We start from the raw sequence: 17,967 nt of genomic DNA, 5'->3' as shown, positions 1-17,967 counted from the left end.
CTGACGAAACGCCTCGACGGTTGGGATCGGCGCTGTGGTCTGGTGGAATCGGTCGATCATGTGGGCTCTCCATCTGGCTGTTTTCGGCCGCGGACCTGTGGGAGGGTCTTGAGCGCAGCGGCGACGGCCACGTATGCCGTCGTGAACACGACGGCCGAGAGCAGGAACGGCAGGACGGCTGCTTCTCGGGTGGTGGGTTGCACCAGGATGCCGATCGGCACCGAGACGATCAGGCCCACCGCGGCGGCCGCATAACCGGGCGCGACATTGGTCAGGTAGTCGCGGATCGGCACGTCCAAGGCCAGGTGCACCAACACGACACCCACTGCAACGCCGAGGATCACCGCTGCCGCCGCGGCGACGACGACACCGTGATAGCCGAACCAGAACCCGGCGGGAATCGCCAGCACCAGCGCCAGCACGCAGGAGGCGACCGCAGACCAGATCAGCATGCGCATGCGGTCGATGGCCAGCGTCGCCGCGGTGCTGACTCCCGTCGCTACGTTGAAGGTGAACGCCACCGACAGGATGACCGCCGCCCACAGCACGTCGCTGTTGGGTTCACCCAGCCAGAGGGGGATGGCGCTGACCGATGTCGCCACCAGCAGGAACGGCGCGAAGATCGACACCCCGCAGTTGATCCGGACCAGCGGCAGATAGGCATCGCGGACGGCGCCGTCGCCACCGGCGGCGAAACGCCGGGTCATGTGGGTGGTCAGCGCAACCGAGGCGATCGATCCGAAGGCCCGGGCGCCCAGCGCCAAGCGGCTGCCCAGGTCGTAGGCGCCGGCCGCAGCCGGTCCCACGATGAACCCCAGAATCAGCTTGGGCGACTGGAACAGCACGATGTCACCCACCCCGAGCACCTGCCCCTTGAGTCCGAAGGCGATGACGTCGCGGGTGATCTGCTTGGTCGGCAGTCCGACCGGGAAGTGACGCTCGTCGATCAGGACGGCGACAACCACCACAACCAGCCCGATGATCCCGCCGAGTGCGCTGGCGACCGCGAACGTGGCGAGTTCGGGTTCCACGATCAGGCCGACGACTCCCCCGACCGCGATCAACCCCGTCTGCACCGCCAGCCCGGCGTTCCCGGCGATCATCCGGCCGCGACCGAAGGCCGCTGCGGCGATCACCCGCGCGAGCATGCCGGTCACCAGGATCACCACTGCGGCCCACAGCAGTGTGCGCGCCAGCCCGACCGAGCCGGTGTGCAGCGAACCCTCGAAGGCGAACGCCGCGACCCCGCACAGTGCGACCAGAATGGCGCCGAGTCCGACGGTCACCGCCAACGCCACACCCAGCACGGCGCGCTCGTCGCGCCGTTCACCACGCGCATGGTGCAGCGCAACGAAACGGGTGACCGCCCGCGACACACCGAGGTCGAACAGCGCGGCGTACTGCGCCAACGCGCCGGTCACCGACCAGATGCCGTAGTTGTGCATCCCGAGCCGGAGCACGATGTAGGGGGTCACCAGCAGGTTGACGCCGTATCCCGCCACCAGTGGCAGCATCTGGGCGGTGGTGCCTGCGCGCAGCGAGTGTTGTTGTGTGGGCGGCGACCCCGTCACGTCGGGATTGTCGTCGCCGGTGACGACCGGGGATCGGACCACAAGCAGTAGCTCCCGCTCAGTTGGTTTCGAGGACTTTGGGATCGAACACGAGGACGCCGTCGGCGCTGCCGTCGGCGCCATAGCGCGCGATCACCTCGTCGGGCAGCGGTTCGAACGTGTCCGCACGCAGGTAGTCCCGCACCGATGTGCCGGTGGATCGCGAATCGACGTTGACGGGCCCGGCATCGGACAACAAGTCGTCGATGTGCAGCGTGCGGAAGTCGAAACTGATACGTGCGGTGTCGGTTTCGTTGGGCACCGTGGAATGCAGCTGGGCGCCGGAGAACGACAGTATGGAACCGGGATCGCCCACCACGCGCACCGCAGAGCCTTCCGCGCCGGGCGCGGCCTTCGGGTGGGGCCGCGGGTCGTGGGTGACGTACTTGGCGGCGTCCCGGCGCGACGTGCGGTTCCATTCGTAGGCATCGAATCCGGAGCTGCTGTTGTCGACCGGGCGTCCCCAGAAGTCCGGATGGAACTGCATGCCCTTGTTCGCGGCATTGCCGGCGACGGGCACCCACCAGTTGTTCTGGCAGTCCGGTGACGCATACCAGGTGTCGCGGTGCGCGGCATAGTTGTAGCCCAGCCCCGACGACAGGTAGCTCGCGGTGGGCACCACCCGGAGTTTTGGCACGTCGAAATAGGTCTTCGACGTGTCGGCACCGAGATCCAGCAGGATCTCCCGGAGCAGTTCCTTGCAGCGCCGGTGGTGGGTGAACGCGGGCTTGAGCGCGGCGAGGATGCCGACGTATTCCTCGACGCCCATGTCCTGATGGGCGGTCAGCGGGTCCCGGCCGTCGAACGCCTGTGACACCATCTCCAAGGCGAAATCGGCCAAGGCCCTGATCGAATCGCGCGGCGGCAGGCAGAACACCGTTCCGGCATACAGTTGTCGACGGCGGAGATGGTCGGGCAGACCCGCTTCGGTGGATACGACAAATGACATGACAGCTCCTCCACTAGTGGTCGACGGCGCCGGGGCCGAAGACCTCGAGATGCGGTACGGGTGTGACGAACTGGCCGCCCCACTCGCGGATGAACGCGAGATCCTCGACGATCTCGTCGCGCAGGTTCCAGGGCAGGATCAGCACGTAGTCGGGCTTCGCCGTCGCGATGTACGCGGGATCCTTGATGGGTAGCCGGGTTCCGGGAAGGTGCCGCCCCTGCTTGTGCGGGTTGCGATCGACGGTGCAGTCGATGAGGTCGCGCCCCACACCGCAGTAGTTGAGCAGCGTGTTCCCTTTGGCGGGCGCACCGTAGGCCATCACCCGTTCGTTGCGTTCCCGGGCCGAGATGAGGAAGCTCAGCAGTTCACGCTTGGTGCGTTCGACTGCCGGCGCGAAGTCGCGATAGCCGTCCAGCCGATCGAGGCCGTACGCCGATTCCTTACGTGCCAGCGTGTGCAGACGCTCCGACGGTGTGTACCGGTCCGATTCGTCGTGACAGACGTAGATGCGCAACGAGCCACCGTGCGTGGACACTTCGTCGACGTCGAACAGACGCAGACCGTGGCGGGCGAAGACCCGCGTCACCGAGTGCAGGGAGAAGTACGAGAAGTGTTCGTGATAGATGGTGTCGAACTCGTTGTGCGCGATCAGCGCCAGCAGATGCGGGAACTCCATCGTGATACGACCGTCCGGCGCGAGCAGCAGTTTCATGCCGGCGACGAAGTCGTTGAGGTCCGGCACATGCGCCAGGACGTTGTTGCCGATGAGATGGTCGGCCTGGCGGCCCTCGTCGACCAACTTCTCGGCGAGTTTGGTGCCGAAGAACTCGACGCAGGTGTCGATACCGTTGGCGCGGGCCACTTCCGCTACGTTGGCGGCCGGTTCGATGCCGAGTACCGGGACATCGTTGCGCGCGAAGTACTGCAGCAGGTAGCCGTCGTTGCTGGCGATCTCCACCACCCGCGTCGACGAGTCGATGTCGAAGCGGCGGGTCACCTCCTCGACGTAGCTTCGCGCGTGCTCCAGCCAACTCGACGAGTACGACGAGAAGTAGGCGTAGTCGGAGAAGATCTCCTCGGGGGTTTCGAACTCACCGAGCTGAACGAGCAGACATTCGGTGCAGACATACGCGTGCAGCGGGTAGAAGGTTTCCGGTCGGTCCAGATTCTCGGGTGCGATATAGGAATTCGCCATCGGTGACAATCCGAGGTCACAGAAGGTCTCGGTCAGTTCGGTCCAGCACGAGCGGCATACGGGTGATGTCATGTCAGTCGTTCCAGATCTTCCAGGGAGCTTTGCCGCTCTCCCAGAGGTCGTTGAGCATCACCTTGTCCCACAGGGTGTCCATGCCGCGCCAGAAGCCACCGTGTTGGTACGCCGACAGCTGACCATCGGCCGACAACTTCTCCAGCGGTTGACGCTCGAAGATCGTGTCGTCGCCGTCGATGTACTCGAGCAGCTTGGGTGAGGCGACAAAGAAGCCACCGTTGACCCAGCCCGAGCTGCCGTGCGGCTTCTCCTGGAACTGTGCGAGTCCATCCTCGATGTCGAGCGTTCCGTACCGTGCCGGCGGCTGTACTGCGGTCACCGTCGCGACCGTGCCGTTGCGCTCGTGGGCGTCGATCACCGCGCCCACATCGAGGTCGGCGACGCCGTCACCGTAGGTGAAGGTGAAGGTGTCGTCGCCGATGTGGTCACGTGCCCGCAGGAGCCGGCCACCGGTCATCGTTTCCATGCCGGTGTCGAGCAGGGTCACCTTCCACGGCTCGCATTTGGAACTGTGGGTACTGACCGCCCCGTCACCGAGATCGACAGTGATGTCGGACATGTGCAGGAAGTAGTTCGCGAAGTACTCCTTGATCATGTATCCGCGGTAGCCCAGCAGGATCACGAACTCGTTGATGCCGGCGGCACTGTAGATCTTCATGATGTGCCACAGGATCGGGCGCCCGCCGATCTCCACCATCGGCTTCGGGCGGGTCTGGGATTCCTCACTGATCCGCGTGCCGCGTCCACCCGCGAGGATGACTGCTTTCACGATGGGTCCTCTCCGTTGTGGAGGATCTCGGTGAAGGCGGTACACACTGCCTCGACCTGGTCCTCGGTGAGCATGAGCGCCGACGGTAGATTGATTGCCCGCGAGGCGATGTCGTAGGCAACAGGGTTGTTCTGTGCCGCCGCAACGGCGGTCTGGTAGCCGTCGAATGCGGGCAGCGAACTCAGCGGCGGCAGAAACGGCCGGCTATCGATCTGGTGTCGGTCGAGCAGTTCCATCATCCGGTGGGTGGACAGCCCGCGGGCCCGATCGACCACTGCGGTGACCATCCAACAGGTGTTGACCGCATCGGGCTGCGAGGGATTGAGTGTGACACCGGGCAGCCCGGCCAACCGTTGCGCATACCAGTCGAAGATCTGCCGCTTCTTGTCCACGAGTTCGTCGATGCGGGCCAGCTGCGCACGACCGAAAGCCGCTTGCAGACTGCTCATCCGGAACTTGTGACCGATCTCGTCGGTGACGAAGAACTTGTGGTCGGCGGGGGTGCGACCGTGATCGCGAATACGCGACATCCGCTCGTGGACCGCGTCGTCGTCGGTGACGACCATGCCACCCTCGCCCGTCGTCATCGTCTTGGTGCCGTGGAAGCTGAAGACCCCGATGTCACCGAGCGCTCCGGCGGGAGTGCCGCTTCGGAAGGCACCGATCGCCTGGGCGGCATCCTCGAGGATCGGGATGTCGCCGGCCACGGCGCGGATTCGCGCCATGTCGGGGGTGTTGCCGTACAGGTCGACGGTGACGATGAGCTTCGTGCGCGGTCCGATGACACGGCGCAACGAGTCGGCGTCGACACACCAACCGTGCGGGTCGATGTCGGCGAACACCGGGGTCGCCCCGAGATAGACGATGGGCGCCGCCGAGGCCACCCACGTCGCCTCGGGCACCACCACCTCGTCGCCGGGTCCCACGCCGAGTGCCAGCATCGCCAGGTACAACGCCGACGTGCCGTGTGGCACCGCGATCGCGTGGCGTAGGCCCAGATGATCGGCGAACTCACGCTCGAACATCGGGACCGACTGCCCTGCGTCGGCATACCAGTCGTTGGCAGCGGCTTCGCTGACGTAGCGCACCTCGAGGTCGGTGACCCACGGTCCGGCGACCGGGATGCGCGGGCCGGTCGGATACACGACCGGTGTGGACAGATCGGCGAGGTCGGTCATGCTGCGCTCCAACGCAAGTCGGGCCCCACCGCGTCGGCGGCGCGTAGCCGCTGGATTTCGCGCAACCGGATGTAGGACGGTCCCGCGAACATGTCGGCGGTCATCCCGCCCTGGCGGTAGGCCGCCCACAGCTGCTCGACGCCCCGACGCACGGTCCACTGCGGCTGATAGCCGGGCACCACGCGGTGGATCTTGCTGAAGTCGACCCGGTAGTCGCGGATGTCGGGGGACGCGTGCATGCCGAATCCGAGCGCGCAGTCGGGTACGACGTCTGCCACGATGTCGGCGATCTGGCGCACCTGATAGTTCTCCCCGGCGCGGCCGACGTTGAAGGCCTGATCGTGGATCGCCTCGGCCGGCGCGTCGAGCACTGCGGCGAATGCGTCGGCGATGTCGAGGACGTGGACCAGCGGTCGCCACGGTGTGCCGTCGCTTTCCATCAGGATCTTGCCCGAGGTGGCCGCGTGGGCGACGAGGTTGTTCACGACGATGTCGGCGCGGAGCCGACGCGAGAGGCCATAGGCTGTGGCGTTGCGCAGGTACACCGGCGAGAACGAGTCGCAGGCCAGCGTGTGCAACGCCTGCTCCACCCGCACCTTGGATTCGCCGTAGGGTGTCACCGGGTTGAACTCGGCGTTCTCGTCGAGCTCCGCGTCACCACCCTTGCCGTACAGGCTGCACGAGGACGAGAACAGGAAGCGGCGCACACCCGCCGCTTTCGCGGCCTCGGCCAAACTCACCGACGCGTCGAGGTTGATGTCGTAGGTCAGTTGCGGATCGAGATCCGACAGTGGGTCATTGGACAGCGCGGCGAGGTGGATCACCGCGTCGACGTCGAGTCCGGTCAGATCGGCGGCCGTCACGTCGCGCATGTCGATGTTCAGTGTCGGGACGTCGACCGGTGTGCCGCGAAAGTCACAGTTGCCGAAAAGATCGGTGTCCAAGCCGATCACGTCATGCCCGCGCGACTGCAGAACCGGCACCATCTCCGATCCCAGGTACCCCAGGTGTCCGGTGACGACGACTTTCATCGTGACACCCCGCAAACGTTGCACAGTCCAGTCGAACCCGGAACCGGCGAGTTGCCACACGATGGCAGTAGGTATTTTTGGCACGTCAAAGTTACTGTCCCCCAGAGACACTGGACGGTGGATGCGCGAGTGATCGAGCACGATTCGGCGATGAACCGGGCTCGACGAAGTGGTCACGTCCAAATGTATGGACCGCCACCGCCGGCCACAATCAGATTCCTGGTGACAATTGACAGCTTGCCGTTGTCTGCGCTGCTAGGGGGCGGTCAGCGTCACGACCCGCCCCCTGAGGAGCGAACCTGCGAGCGCGCCGCCCTGAGTAGCGAGCTTGCGAGCGTATCGAAGGGTCACGAAGGGGCCCTTCAAGACCGGCCTCCGCAGGCTCCTGCCTTCCTCAGAGACCAAGCGGAGTCAGGGTTGCAGCGAGGCGAGAATCTCGGTGCGGATCGCGGAGGTGGTGTGCGGCAGCCACATGGCCTGCACCGGCACCGTCGGCGCTTCGGCGAGCTCGATGACCCGAATACGGTTGTTGTAGAGCCATCCCGGCTCGTTGGTGACGAAGGCCGCGGCCTGCGGATGTGCGATGACGGCGGTGTGCGGTGGGGTACCGCGCAGGCGGGACACCGTGATCTGGGGTTCGAAGCCGGCGGCCTGACAGATGGAGATCAACAATCGGAGGTATTCGCTGTCTTCTTCCGGTTCGGCGACGGCGACCACGATCTCGTGGTCGGCGAGGTCAGCCAGATTGGCCTGATCGTGCTGGGCCAGCGGGTGCTCGCTGCCGACGGCCAGGCGCAGCCGGTGCCGGCCGGCGACGGTCCCGGCGAGATCGGGCGGCGGCTGAATCCCACGCCGCAGCGCCAGGTCGATGTGACCGTCGAGCAGGGCGCTGCGGATCTGATCGGCGAAGATGGGTCGCACCGTGATCGGCACCGACGGATCGGCCACCACCACCGGTTCGATGATCGTGAAGACTTCCGACGGCGCGAGATTCGGGGTGTGGCCGATCACATACGGCGGCACGCTGTCTGCGCCCGCTGCCTGCACCTTTGCCGTCAGTTGATGGCCGCCGGCGAGAAGTGCTGCGGCACCGCGATACAGCGTCTCGCCTGCCGGGGTCAGCATCAGGCTGCGGCGTGTCCGCGAGAACAGCTCGACGCCGAGGTTTCGTTCGAGCTCTTTGATCGCCGACGACGCCGCCTGCTGCGTCATGAACATCTTCTCCGCGGCCACCCGCAGGCTGGGCGCCTCGGCCACCGTCACGAACATGCGCAGACGCCGCAGGTCCAGATCGTCTCGACTCTTCATCAACGTGTCCTTGTCAGTTGTCCACGACCCTGTGATTGTAGGTTGTCGATTCCATACTTACATTGGTGTTGCGTTTCCCGGGAGTGCGCCACCGATTGCGCACACTCCGGCCTTCGCGTCCATGCACGCTGTCCCTTCGCGGACCGAAACACGAGTCAGACGACCGGTTTGGGGGATGATGACCGCGTACCGCACCACCGGTCACGAGTCACTGGCTGCCACGCGCCGCCGCCGGCTCGGCCGCGATCGCGACGCACCGCTGCCGACGCTGTTGGGGGCCAGACGAGCGTGGGCGCCGCGGCACGTGGCCGCGATCGCGTTGACCGACGTTCTGGTGATCTTGGCGGCCGTCGTTGTGGCGCAAGTACTTCGGTTCGGCTCGGATCTGGAGTCGGATGGTTTCGGCGGCGTCCACGGCGAGCCACTGGTGGTCATGGCGGTGTTGATCGCCGCCTGGCTGTTCTCGTTGCGGGTGTACCAAACCCTGGATCGACGCATCCTCGGGGACGGGTCGGAGGAGTACAGCCGGGTTGCCACCGCGTGCCTCAGCGTGTTCGGCGTGCTCGCAATCCTGGTGCTGGTACTGCATCTGGATGTGTCACGCGGATACTTCGCCTTGGCGTTGCCGCTGGGCACCGTCGGACTGTTGGCGTCGAGATGGGCGTGGCGTAGACAGCTGAGCCGTCAGCGATCTCGGGGCATCGGACTGGAACGACTCCTCGTGGTGGGCGAGCCGCAGTCGGTGGCCACCGTGACCGATCGGCTGAGTCAGGCTCCGGAGCAACCGTTCACGGTCGTCGGCGCATGCGTTCCCATCGACCCCACCGCACGGTCGGCGGGTCGTAGGTCGGTGGGTACTGCCGGTGTCCCCGTCTATGGCGGTCTCGACGACGTGGCGAGCGCCGCCGAGGGCTGCGATGCGACCACAGTTGCGGTCACCTCCCCCGATGCTTTCGGCCATCTCGCCATGCAGGATCTGTCGTGGAATCTGCATCAGATGGACATCGACCTCCTGGTCGCTCCCGGGGTGGCCGACATCGCTGGCCCGCGCATGATGGTGCACCCCGTCGCCGGATTACCCCTGCTGCACATCGACCGCCCGAGTTATGCCGGGGCCAATCGGTTCCGCAAGGCGGTCCTCGACCGGGTGGGCGCGGCTCTCATCGTGCTCGCCCTCTCCCCGCTGCTGCTGATCATCGCGGTGGCGGTCGTCGCCGACACGCGAGGTCCGGTCTTCCATCGGTCGGTCCGCGTCGGCGTCAACAACCGGCCGTTCCGGATGTGGAAGTTTCGCTCGATGGTGCCCGACGCCGAAGGGTTGGTGGCCGATCTCGCCGACCGCGACGAGGGCAACGGACCGCTGTTCAAGATCCGCGACGATCCGCGCGTGACGCCGGTCGGCCGCATCATCCGTCGCTACAGCCTCGACGAGTTGCCCCAGTTGTTCAATGTGCTGGGTGGATCGATGAGTCTGGTGGGCCCGCGCCCACCGCTGCCCGCCGAAGTGGCCACCTACGACGGCCGGGTGGCGCGCCGAATGCTGGTGAAACCCGGGATGACCGGTCTCTGGCAGGTCTCTGGCCGATCGAACCTGTCGTGGGAGGAGTCGGTGCGTCTGGACGTCTCCTACGTCGAGAACTGGTCGATCATGCAGGATCTGGTGATCCTGTGGCGCACCTTCCGGGCGGTTGTCTCCAAGGACGGGGCGTACTGACTCGGCCCGATCATTCCGGGCAGCGGTCGAGGGGCTCGTCGACGTCGGCTACCGGCCAGGACGCGGATCGCCCGGGCGCGACATTCGCGATGGGCCCGGAGATCAGATCGGTATTCGTCACCGACACGCTGTTGCGTCCGTCCCGTTTGACGATGTAGAGCTGTCGGTCGGCGATGGCGAAGAGTTCGTCCACCATGTCCCGAGTGACCGCCGGTGGCCGACCGACCATGATCGACACCGACGCACTGACCGCTCCGATGCTGACAGTGACACCGGTAGTCGCCGCGACACGGACCCGCAATTCGTCGCACAACCGGTATAACTCGGACGCGTTGGCGACGCTGCGCACGATCACGAACTCTTCTCCACCGGTTCGGGCGACCAAGGTGCCCGGTGGCACCACCTCGGACAGCGCCTGCGACACGGCAACCAGCGTGGCATCGCCTACCGAATGCCCGTACCTGTCGTTGACCGACTTGAAGTAGTCGATGTCGGCCTCGATGAAGCCGATCGGCAATCGTGATTCGACGGTGTCGCGCAGTATCTGCTCCCACCGGGTGGCCAGTCCGCGCCGGTTGAGGACGCCGGTCAGCGGGTCGGTTTCGCTGATCGCCGCCTGCGCCTCGAGCGCTGCCGACAGCGACCTCCGCAGGGTGGTGACCAGGTGGGTGGGCACCAGGATCGCCAGAATAACTGCCCCACCGGCGACGAACATCGCCGTCGACGAATGCGCCCGGGTGGCGACCACCGTGCACGCGAGGCCCGCCGCGATCAGCACGAAGGTGACCACCGTGCGCGGCGGCGACTCGATCGCCGAGAGCGCGGGGATGGCGGCCAGCAAGATCAGCACCGCATGTGCCGCCCCGTCGTCGCTGATCGCGGCGGCCGATGCCGCGATGCCGACCATGCCACCGAAACTCAGAAACGCGAACTGCGCGTCGTTCAACGGTCGCACCGCCACGGTCACCACGATCGAGATGACGGTGTAGACGGCGATCGCGACCACCCACCACCGGTGGCCGGGACGGATGAAATCCGGTGAGAGGTAGGCGACGACCAACAACGGGATCGCACCGACCTCGCTGGCGAGGACAGCCAGTGTCCGCTGATCGAAACGGCGGCTCACAGCGCCCCCTTTCGTCCGGCAGGACAGACTTGTCGCGGTGGTCGCGCGACAACTCGATTATTTCTGCGCTCAGGCGTCGTGGCCACAGTAACCCGTTCGCGGCCACGGGCGTCGCCACCCCCTATCGGGCCGGACGCCGCCGAATCACCGTGTGAAGACCGACGACGCGGGCTCTGGTCTGCCGAACAGATATCCCTGCGCGAGGTCGAAACCCAACTCGACGACCGACGACAGCATCTCCTCGGTCTCGACACCCTCCGCGAGGGTCGTCATCCCACTCGCACGCGCCATGTCGCAGATGGCCCGCACGACGGCACGATCCGAGGCGTCGTCGACCACACCGGAGATGAGACTGCGGTCCACCTTGACGACATCGACCGGCAGATCCCGCACGTAGCGCAGCGCCGAGTAGCCGGCACCGAGATCGTCGATGCAGATCGTGCAGCCGAGTTCATCGAGCCCTTCGATGGCGCGGGCGGCAGCGCTGCCGAGCCTGATGACCTCGTCCTCACGGACCTCGATCCACACCCGCTGTGGCGTCACGCTGTTGGCCGCGATCAGCTCCCCGATGTGGGTGACGATGTCGTCGGCCCAGAGTTGCTGCGCGGACAGGTTGATCGAGACGAACGCGTCGTCTCCGAAGGCCGTGGTGATCTCACCGGCCAAGGTGCGGATCGCCGTGCCGATCGCGTGCTGGCCGATCGGCACGATCAGCGAGGTCGCCTGTGCGGCCGACAGGAAATTCTGCGGGGTCAGCACCTCGGAGTCGACGTACCATCGCAGCAGGGACTCGAACCCGACAGGCTTGCGGTCGTCGGGACGAACGATCGCCTGGTAGTGCAGACGGAAGTCCTCCGGTTTCGCCTCCGCCAGCCGATTGCCGATCTCCACATGCTCCCGCACCAGCGGTAAGGTCTCCGCGTCGGCGAAGACCACATGGTGCTGCCGGATGAGGGCCATACACAACGCGGCATCCGCACACTGGACCAGGTCGACGCGATCGGTGACCTCCGGCAACTGGTCCCGTGCGGCCACACCCATACACACGTCGAGGAACGTGGTCTGTCCGTCCACGTCCACCGGATGGGCCCCCGACCGGACTCGTGACGCGGTGACAAATGCGTCCGGGGTTCCGTCCACCGCCGATACACTGATGAGCCACTCCAGATCGGAGCGCCGCTCGAATCTGCTGTTCGGGCTCAGCGGCTTGAGCACGCGTTCGACGAACCGTTCGGCCATCGTCGCCGAGGTCGGATGACCATACGCAGTGGCGGCACGATGAAAGGGATCCGCGCACAACGAGATGATCGCTGCTTCCGAGGCACAGTCTTGACCTCCGCGGCTGGGTTCCCCCATGTGCATCTCTCGAGTCTATGTGCTCAACGTCCGTTTCACGCGGATCTGTCGACGGCGTCGAGTCGACGTGTATTCAGTTGTTGCCGGAAACCAAATCTCTTCGGCGAGTCACCAGCGAAGTTCAATACACCAAGGTATTGTCGTTCTCTCGGTCGCCAGATGCGGCGTCTTACGTTAGTCTCGAATCGCTGAGCTGTTCGTTTCCGGGCCATCCGTGGTCGATCATTGAATTCGTTTCGTTCACAAAGCTTTACAGACTAAAAGCGCGGTCGGGGTCGCCGGGAGCAGAAGTGTGACCTTTTTCAAGCAACTACTCGATCGTTATGACGCCCGTTCGCTGGCCACCCTGATCAGTACCGGCGGCGTGTTACCGCTGCCGATCGTCGCGGTGCTCGCACCCGACGCCCTTCGGCCCGGCGGCATGGTGTTGCTCTTCGTCATCTGGGCGTTCATCGCGGCGGTCTTCGTGGTCACCGCGATGCGTAGCCATCTCACCGATGCCGAGTTCGCCGTCCTCGGCGGGATGGGCATCATCGGCATCTGCGGCACCGCCCTGATTCTGTCCTACAAGACATCGGCGACCGCGGTCCTCGCGCTGGTCGCGGTGATTCCCACCATCGCGGCGATCTCCCCCTCGATTCCGCTGGTCCTCGGATTGTCGTCGTTGGCCTGCATGGGGGCGGTATTGGTGCTGGCGATGATCGCCACGACGACCGCCTCATTCGTCATCGGCACCGGCGCCATCATCGGCACCATCACCGTGCCGGTGTTCCTGGTGATCGCCCTGCGTCGCTCACTCGAGGCGACGCTGGAACGTCAGACGCAGCTGAGTGGGATTGACCCGCTGACCGGTCTGCTCAATCGCCGCGGATTCCTCAGCCGGGTGTCGCACCTGCTGTCGGCCGCGCACGTCTCGACCGGGTGGATCGGCATCCTGCTGATGGACCTCGATCACTTCAAACGCGTCAACGACCGACTCGGCCACATCGCCGGCGACGGCGTCCTGCTCACCACCGCCGCCGCGATCCGGGAGGTCGCACCCCCCGGATCGGTGGTCTGCCGCTTCGGCGGAGAGGAGTTCCTGGTGTTCTGCGTGGTTCGTGACGAGGCCGAGCTCCGCGCGGCGGCCGACCGTTTCCGGATCGCGGTCTCCGACGCCACTCCGGTGACGGCGAGTGTCGGCGGCGTCTGCGCACCACTGATCGCTTCGGTCCGAACCCACGCGGCATCCACCGACGACGTCGTGGCCACGATGCTCGACCGCGCCGACCATTGCGTCTACCAGGCCAAGACTCAGGGTCGCGACCGTGCCGTCGTCGAACCGATGGACCCGGTGCTCTGGCGACGGCCGACCGCCGAACCGGACGCGACCTGGCGCGCCGACGCCCTGCAGCACACCGTCCTGGAACTCTTCACGCGTGAGTTGGGACCGAACAATCAAGCCGCCGAACGCAATTGAGACAAATCCGACGTCCATAGGGCATCGGCCTCGGCGCGCATACGCGTCCATGTGTCGGGCGTGGTGAAGTCCGTCAACCGCGCCCGGTCCCACCACATCAGCTGCGTCCGGTAGCGATCGTCGGGGAACGGGGTCGGCGGGATGGACTCATCGACGCGGCCACCACCGGATTCCCAGCGCTTCAGCACGTGATCGGCCGCGGTGGCCATCATGTGTCCGACACCGGCGAGCTCCATGATCGGCAGGCCGAGCCGCGACAACTGCCCGGCGACATCGCGGGCGATCGGCGAGCGTTCGTCGACCCACGCGGTCTTGACCTCCACCACCCCCTCGTCGAGCCGGGCCTCGATCGCGTCGACCAGCGGCCGCCGACCGGGCTGCCCCGCCCACTCCTCCAGCGCATGCGACTGAGCTGCGTTTTCGAAGCGATGCTGCACGCGAAGCCCACCGATCACCTTGCGCTCCTCGCCGAGGATGGCGAAGAACCGCGCCGTGCTCGCGCCGTCGGCCACCAGGTCGTAGTCGAGAGCGGCAGCGCATCCGTGTCGGGTGTAGGCCTGCGCCGCGCCACGCAGATAGCGTTCCCACAGCCGACGTTCGGCGCGCGGGGTGGCCGTCACGAGGGTGTACTCGGGGGTACGCAGGAAGCCGGTTCGAACCGAAGTCGATGCGGAGAATTCGTCGTGGTCGAGAATCGCGGTCATGGTGAGGCCTACCTTTCATCAGTTACATTGAGTCGAATGACTGCGCGAAACTGATTCGCAGGCTTGCCATACTGCACAGTATGCGCCGTCATAGGACATGAATTTACCGGATTGGTAGCGTGGCAAACTATTGTTGCGTGAGCCAAGATACGACCATGCAGAACCCCGACGGCGCCGTCGCGACCATCTACACCGATGACACGGTGCCCGCAGACCTCCTCTCCGACCCGACCATTTCCGTGCTGGACATCACCGAATCGTCGGCGGCCGCCTTCGCCGGCCTGCTACAACGATCGTTGAGGAATCTATCCGATGAACCACCACGGTATGCCCACTTTCCGTGGCGTGAAACCGTGGTCCGGATCCCCGGCCCGCACACCTATCGGCGACTCCGACTCGACCGCAACCGTCACAAGATGACGCTGGGCGACCTCGACCGCGCCGCGAGCCTGCGGATCGGCATCGTCGGTTTGAGCGTGGGCCATTCCATCGCATTGACCCTCGCCCTAGAGGGCCTCGTCGGTGAATTACGCCTGGCAGATTTCGACGCCCTGGAATTGACCAACCTGAATAGAGTACCGAGTTCGGTGATCGACGTGGATACCAATAAGGCTGTGATCGCGGCACGCCGAATCGCCGAAATTGATCCTTATGTTCAGACAATTTGTTTCACCGATGGAATATCGACGGAAAATATTGATGAATTCATCGGTGGCCTCGACCTCGTCATCGAGGAGTGCGACTCGTTCGACGTGAAGGTCCTGGTGCGCGACCGGTGCCGCGAACTCGGCATTCCGGTGCTGATGGAAACGAGCGACGGCGGGACCCTCGACGTGGAACGCTTCGATCTCGACCCGCAGCGTCCCCTGTTCCACGGTCTCGCCGGCGATCTGCGGGCGGCCGACCTGGTGGGTCTGGATCGGGCCGCGACCACCCCGCTCGCGGTCAAGGTTCTGGAGCCGGCCAAGGTAACCGCGGCGATGGCCGCCTCGGCGCTGGAACTCGGCCAGACCGTCACGGCGTGGCCGCAGCTGGGCGGCGACGTCCTGCTCGGCGGCGCCACCGTGGCTGCCGCGGTTCGACGCTTCGTCCAGGGCCGGCCACTACCGTCTGGCCGGGTGCGGTTCGACCGCGACGCGTGGCTCGACGGGCTCACCGATCCGATCGCGGCCACGCAACCGCCGTCAACTGAACCGACGCCGACAATCGCTGCCGACCCGCCGGACGTCGACTCGATGTCCGGGCCCGAACTCCTTCGCTACGCGGCATCGCGGGCTCCGTCGGCGGGCAACCAGCAGCCGTGGCAGATCGACGCCGACGATCAATCGGTGACCATCGCGCTCGACCCGACCCGCACCTCGATCCTCGATGTCGACCACCGCGCGTCGGCACTGGCCGTGGGGGCTGCGGCCTACAACGCCCGGGTGGCCGCCGCGAGCCGCGGACTGTCGACGCGGACACAGGTCGTCGGCGCAGGTGACCGGCTGGGTGTGCGGGTCGCATTGGACGGCGACGATTCGCCGTCCGCCGACGACGCACCCGCCGTCACCGATCTGTCCGCGGTGCTCGACCGACACACGCGTCGCGGACCCGGGGACGGCTCGCCGATGTCGGCAGACGACGCCGAACGGCTGGCCGCCGCCGCCCACACCGACCGCACTCGCGCCATCGTGCTGACCGATCGGGCGGACATCGAACGCTACGCGGCGATCGCGGCGCGCTCGGATCGGATCCGGTTCCTGACGCCCGAGCTGCATCGCGAGATGTTCGCCGAACTGACCGACCGTCCCGGCGATCCGACCGGCATCGACGTCGAATCACTGGCGCTGCCGCCGGCGATGCAGGGCATGTTCGAAGTGCTCTCTCGCCCCGACGTGATGGCTCTGCTCGACGAATGGAATGCCGGCGAGGCGTTGGGAGCCGACGCCGCTGCCCGGGTGATGTCGTCGTCGGCGCTGGTCATCGTGGTGCAGGACAGTGCCGACCTCGCTGATTACGTGAACGCCGGCCAGGTCACCCAGCAGGTGTGGGTGACCGCCGAGTCGTTGGGCTTCGCCGTGCATCCGGTGACCCCGACATTCCTGTACGCCACCGACGACGCGACCGCGCGAGGATTGTCGGCACGGCACGGCGACGAACTCGTGGAGCTGCGCCGTTCGATGCTAACGGCCTGGCCGCTGCGCGAGGGCGAGGTGCCGACGCTGGTCCTGCGCCTGTCCCGCACCGACGAGACGCCGGTGCCGAGCCGGCGCGAACCGGCCGGGCGACCGGCGACCTGCTGATCAGCCGAAGATCCCCCGCAGCACTTCCATGTCGGCGACGCGCTCTTTGTGGGTGCTCGCCACGGGCGATGCCAGCAGGCACGTGACCCCCGCGGCGCGGAAGGCGTCGGCGCGTTCGGCAACCTCGGCGCGCGACCCGATCAGCGACATCGAGTTGACCAGATCGTCCGGGACCGCCTCGGCGGCCTCCTGCTTCTTGCCGTCGAGGTAGAGGTCCTGGATGAGTTTGGCTTCCTCGACGTAGCCGTAGCGCTGGGCAAGGGTGTTGTAGAAGTTCTTGCCGCGCGCACCCATGCCGCCGATATAGAGCGCGGCGTGGTGACGCACCAGCGTCTTGGCGTTGGTGATCTCCTGCGGATCGTCAGAGATGCGGGCGGTGGCCTGCACCACGATGCCGAGTTCGCCGAGAGACGCGTCACGCTTGGCCTTGCCGGCGCGCAACGACTCACCGAAGGCGGCGTCGATCTGCTCGGGGTGGAACAGGATCGGCTGGAACTCCTCGAACAGCTCGGCGGCGAGCTCGGTGTTCTTGGGCCCGATCGCGGCCAGCAGCATCGGGATGCGCTCGCGGATCGGGTGGTTGATGATCTTCAGCGGCTTGCCCAGGCCCGATCCGCCGTGCTCTTCATCGAGCGGCAGTGTGTAGCGCTTGCCCTGGTATTCGGTCTTGTCGCGGCGCCACACCATCCGGCAGATCTCGGCGTGCTCGCGGGCGCGGCCGACCGGGTAGTCGTACTTGACGCCGTGGAAGCCCTCGATGACCTGCGGGCCCGACGCCCCGATGCCGAGCACGAACCGGCCGCCGCTGATGTAGTCCATGCCGGCGGCGGTCATCGCGAGGTTGGTGGGGGTGCGCGAATACATCGGCAGGATGCCGGTCTGCAGTTCCATCTTCTCGGTCTTGGCGGCGATGTAGCCGAGTTGGCTGACCGCGTCGAAGCTGTACGCCTCGGGGACGGTGATGCGCTCGACGCCGACCGCTTCGTAGTCGACGAGATTGTTGATGGTCTCGCGGAAGTCGCCCGCGTAGTTGATGGGCATACCAAGCTTCATCGCAGTCATGGTCGGATTCTTCCACAGGAGTCGCCTGCATCACAGAGCCGGGTTAACGCTCGTTAGAGTCTCCCGCGCCGGTTGTCATTTGCCACCGTGAAGGGACCACCCTGGGCTGATTGTTTGCCATGGGGATGGGACCACCTGGATTGCCAGTT

The 17,967-nt window shown here is 65.9% G+C and carries 14 protein-coding genes; 3 read left to right on the top strand and 11 right to left on the bottom strand.

Going from position 1 to position 17,967, the window contains the following annotated elements:
* Window positions 1–56: 56 nt before the first annotated feature.
* The 7 genes from VX037_RS14850 to VX037_RS14820 form a co-directional block, all read right to left on the bottom strand.
* The gene (locus VX037_RS14850; RefSeq protein WP_287015307.1) at window positions 57–1,571 is read right to left on the bottom strand and encodes a lipopolysaccharide biosynthesis protein; all 1,515 of its coding nucleotides are present in this window, start codon (window positions 1,569–1,571) and stop codon (window positions 57–59) included.
* Between the two features lie 58 nt (window positions 1,572–1,629).
* Window positions 1,630–2,559, bottom strand: a complete 930-nt coding sequence (locus VX037_RS14845; protein WP_328714788.1) for a hypothetical protein — start codon at window positions 2,557–2,559, stop codon at window positions 1,630–1,632.
* A gap of 13 nt (window positions 2,560–2,572) precedes the next feature.
* Window positions 2,573–3,826, bottom strand: a complete 1,254-nt coding sequence (locus VX037_RS14840; protein ID WP_328714787.1) for a class I SAM-dependent methyltransferase — start codon at window positions 3,824–3,826, stop codon at window positions 2,573–2,575.
* A gap of 1 nt (window position 3,827) precedes the next feature.
* Window positions 3,828–4,598, bottom strand: a complete 771-nt coding sequence (gene rfbF, locus VX037_RS14835; RefSeq protein ID WP_266062484.1) for a glucose-1-phosphate cytidylyltransferase — start codon at window positions 4,596–4,598, stop codon at window positions 3,828–3,830.
* Entirely contained in the window at window positions 4,595–5,776 is a 1,182-nt protein-coding gene (locus VX037_RS14830) for a DegT/DnrJ/EryC1/StrS family aminotransferase (RefSeq protein WP_328714785.1), read from the bottom strand. The genes rfbF and VX037_RS14830 overlap by 4 nt, the downstream gene beginning before the upstream one ends.
* A complete protein-coding gene (locus VX037_RS14825; protein WP_328714784.1) occupies window positions 5,773–6,807 on the bottom strand; it encodes an NAD-dependent epimerase/dehydratase family protein in 1,035 nt (344 codons plus the stop codon). Before VX037_RS14825 ends, VX037_RS14830 begins: the two co-directional genes overlap by 4 nt.
* Window positions 6,808–7,218: 411 nt before the next feature.
* Window positions 7,219–8,115 carry a LysR family transcriptional regulator gene (locus VX037_RS14820; protein ID WP_287015313.1) on the bottom strand — a complete coding sequence of 299 codons (897 nt, stop codon included), beginning with the start codon at window positions 8,113–8,115 and terminating at the stop codon, window positions 7,219–7,221.
* Between the two features lie 175 nt (window positions 8,116–8,290).
* On the opposite strand from VX037_RS14820, the gene VX037_RS14815 reads away from it, so the two are divergent.
* Window positions 8,291–9,829, top strand: a complete 1,539-nt coding sequence (locus VX037_RS14815) for a sugar transferase (protein WP_328714782.1) — start codon at window positions 8,291–8,293, stop codon at window positions 9,827–9,829.
* Window positions 9,830–9,839: 10 nt separating this feature from the next.
* On the opposite strand, the gene VX037_RS14810 is transcribed toward VX037_RS14815, so the two are convergent.
* Both VX037_RS14810 and VX037_RS14805 read right to left on the bottom strand, forming a co-directional pair.
* Window positions 9,840–10,955: a GGDEF domain-containing protein gene (locus VX037_RS14810; protein ID WP_328714780.1), complete on the bottom strand. Its 1,116-nt coding sequence runs from the start codon at window positions 10,953–10,955 to the stop codon at window positions 9,840–9,842.
* Between the two features lie 144 nt (window positions 10,956–11,099).
* On the bottom strand, window positions 11,100–12,194 hold the full coding sequence (locus tag VX037_RS14805) for an EAL domain-containing protein (RefSeq protein WP_328714778.1): 1,095 nt from the start codon (window positions 12,192–12,194) through the stop codon (window positions 11,100–11,102).
* Between the two features lie 409 nt (window positions 12,195–12,603).
* On the opposite strand from VX037_RS14805, the gene VX037_RS14800 reads away from it, so the two are divergent.
* Window positions 12,604–13,770 carry a GGDEF domain-containing protein gene (locus tag VX037_RS14800; RefSeq protein WP_328714776.1) on the top strand — a complete coding sequence of 389 codons (1,167 nt, stop codon included), beginning with the start codon at window positions 12,604–12,606 and terminating at the stop codon, window positions 13,768–13,770.
* Here VX037_RS14800 and VX037_RS14795 read toward each other — a convergent pair.
* Window positions 13,749–14,474, bottom strand: a complete 726-nt coding sequence (locus tag VX037_RS14795; RefSeq protein ID WP_328714774.1) for a hypothetical protein — start codon at window positions 14,472–14,474, stop codon at window positions 13,749–13,751. The genes VX037_RS14800 and VX037_RS14795 overlap by 22 nt on opposite strands.
* Window positions 14,475–14,629: 155 nt before the next feature.
* Here VX037_RS14795 and VX037_RS14790 point away from each other — a divergent pair, with 155 nt between their 5' ends.
* Window positions 14,630–16,756 carry an Rv1355c family protein gene (locus VX037_RS14790; RefSeq protein WP_328714848.1) on the top strand — a complete coding sequence of 709 codons (2,127 nt, stop codon included), beginning with the start codon at window positions 14,630–14,632 and terminating at the stop codon, window positions 16,754–16,756.
* Here the strand turns inward: VX037_RS14790 and VX037_RS14785 are convergent, their stop codons facing one another.
* Window positions 16,757–17,818 carry an LLM class F420-dependent oxidoreductase gene (locus tag VX037_RS14785; protein ID WP_328714772.1) on the bottom strand — a complete coding sequence of 354 codons (1,062 nt, stop codon included), beginning with the start codon at window positions 17,816–17,818 and terminating at the stop codon, window positions 16,757–16,759.
* Between the last annotated feature and the right edge of the window lie 149 nt (window positions 17,819–17,967).

The organism is Gordonia sp. Z-3, assembly GCF_036233855.1.
In the GTDB taxonomy this organism is placed as follows: Bacteria; Actinomycetota; Actinomycetes; order Mycobacteriales; family Mycobacteriaceae; genus Gordonia; species Gordonia tangerina.
This window is presented reverse-complemented; position numbering and strand designations above follow the sequence as displayed.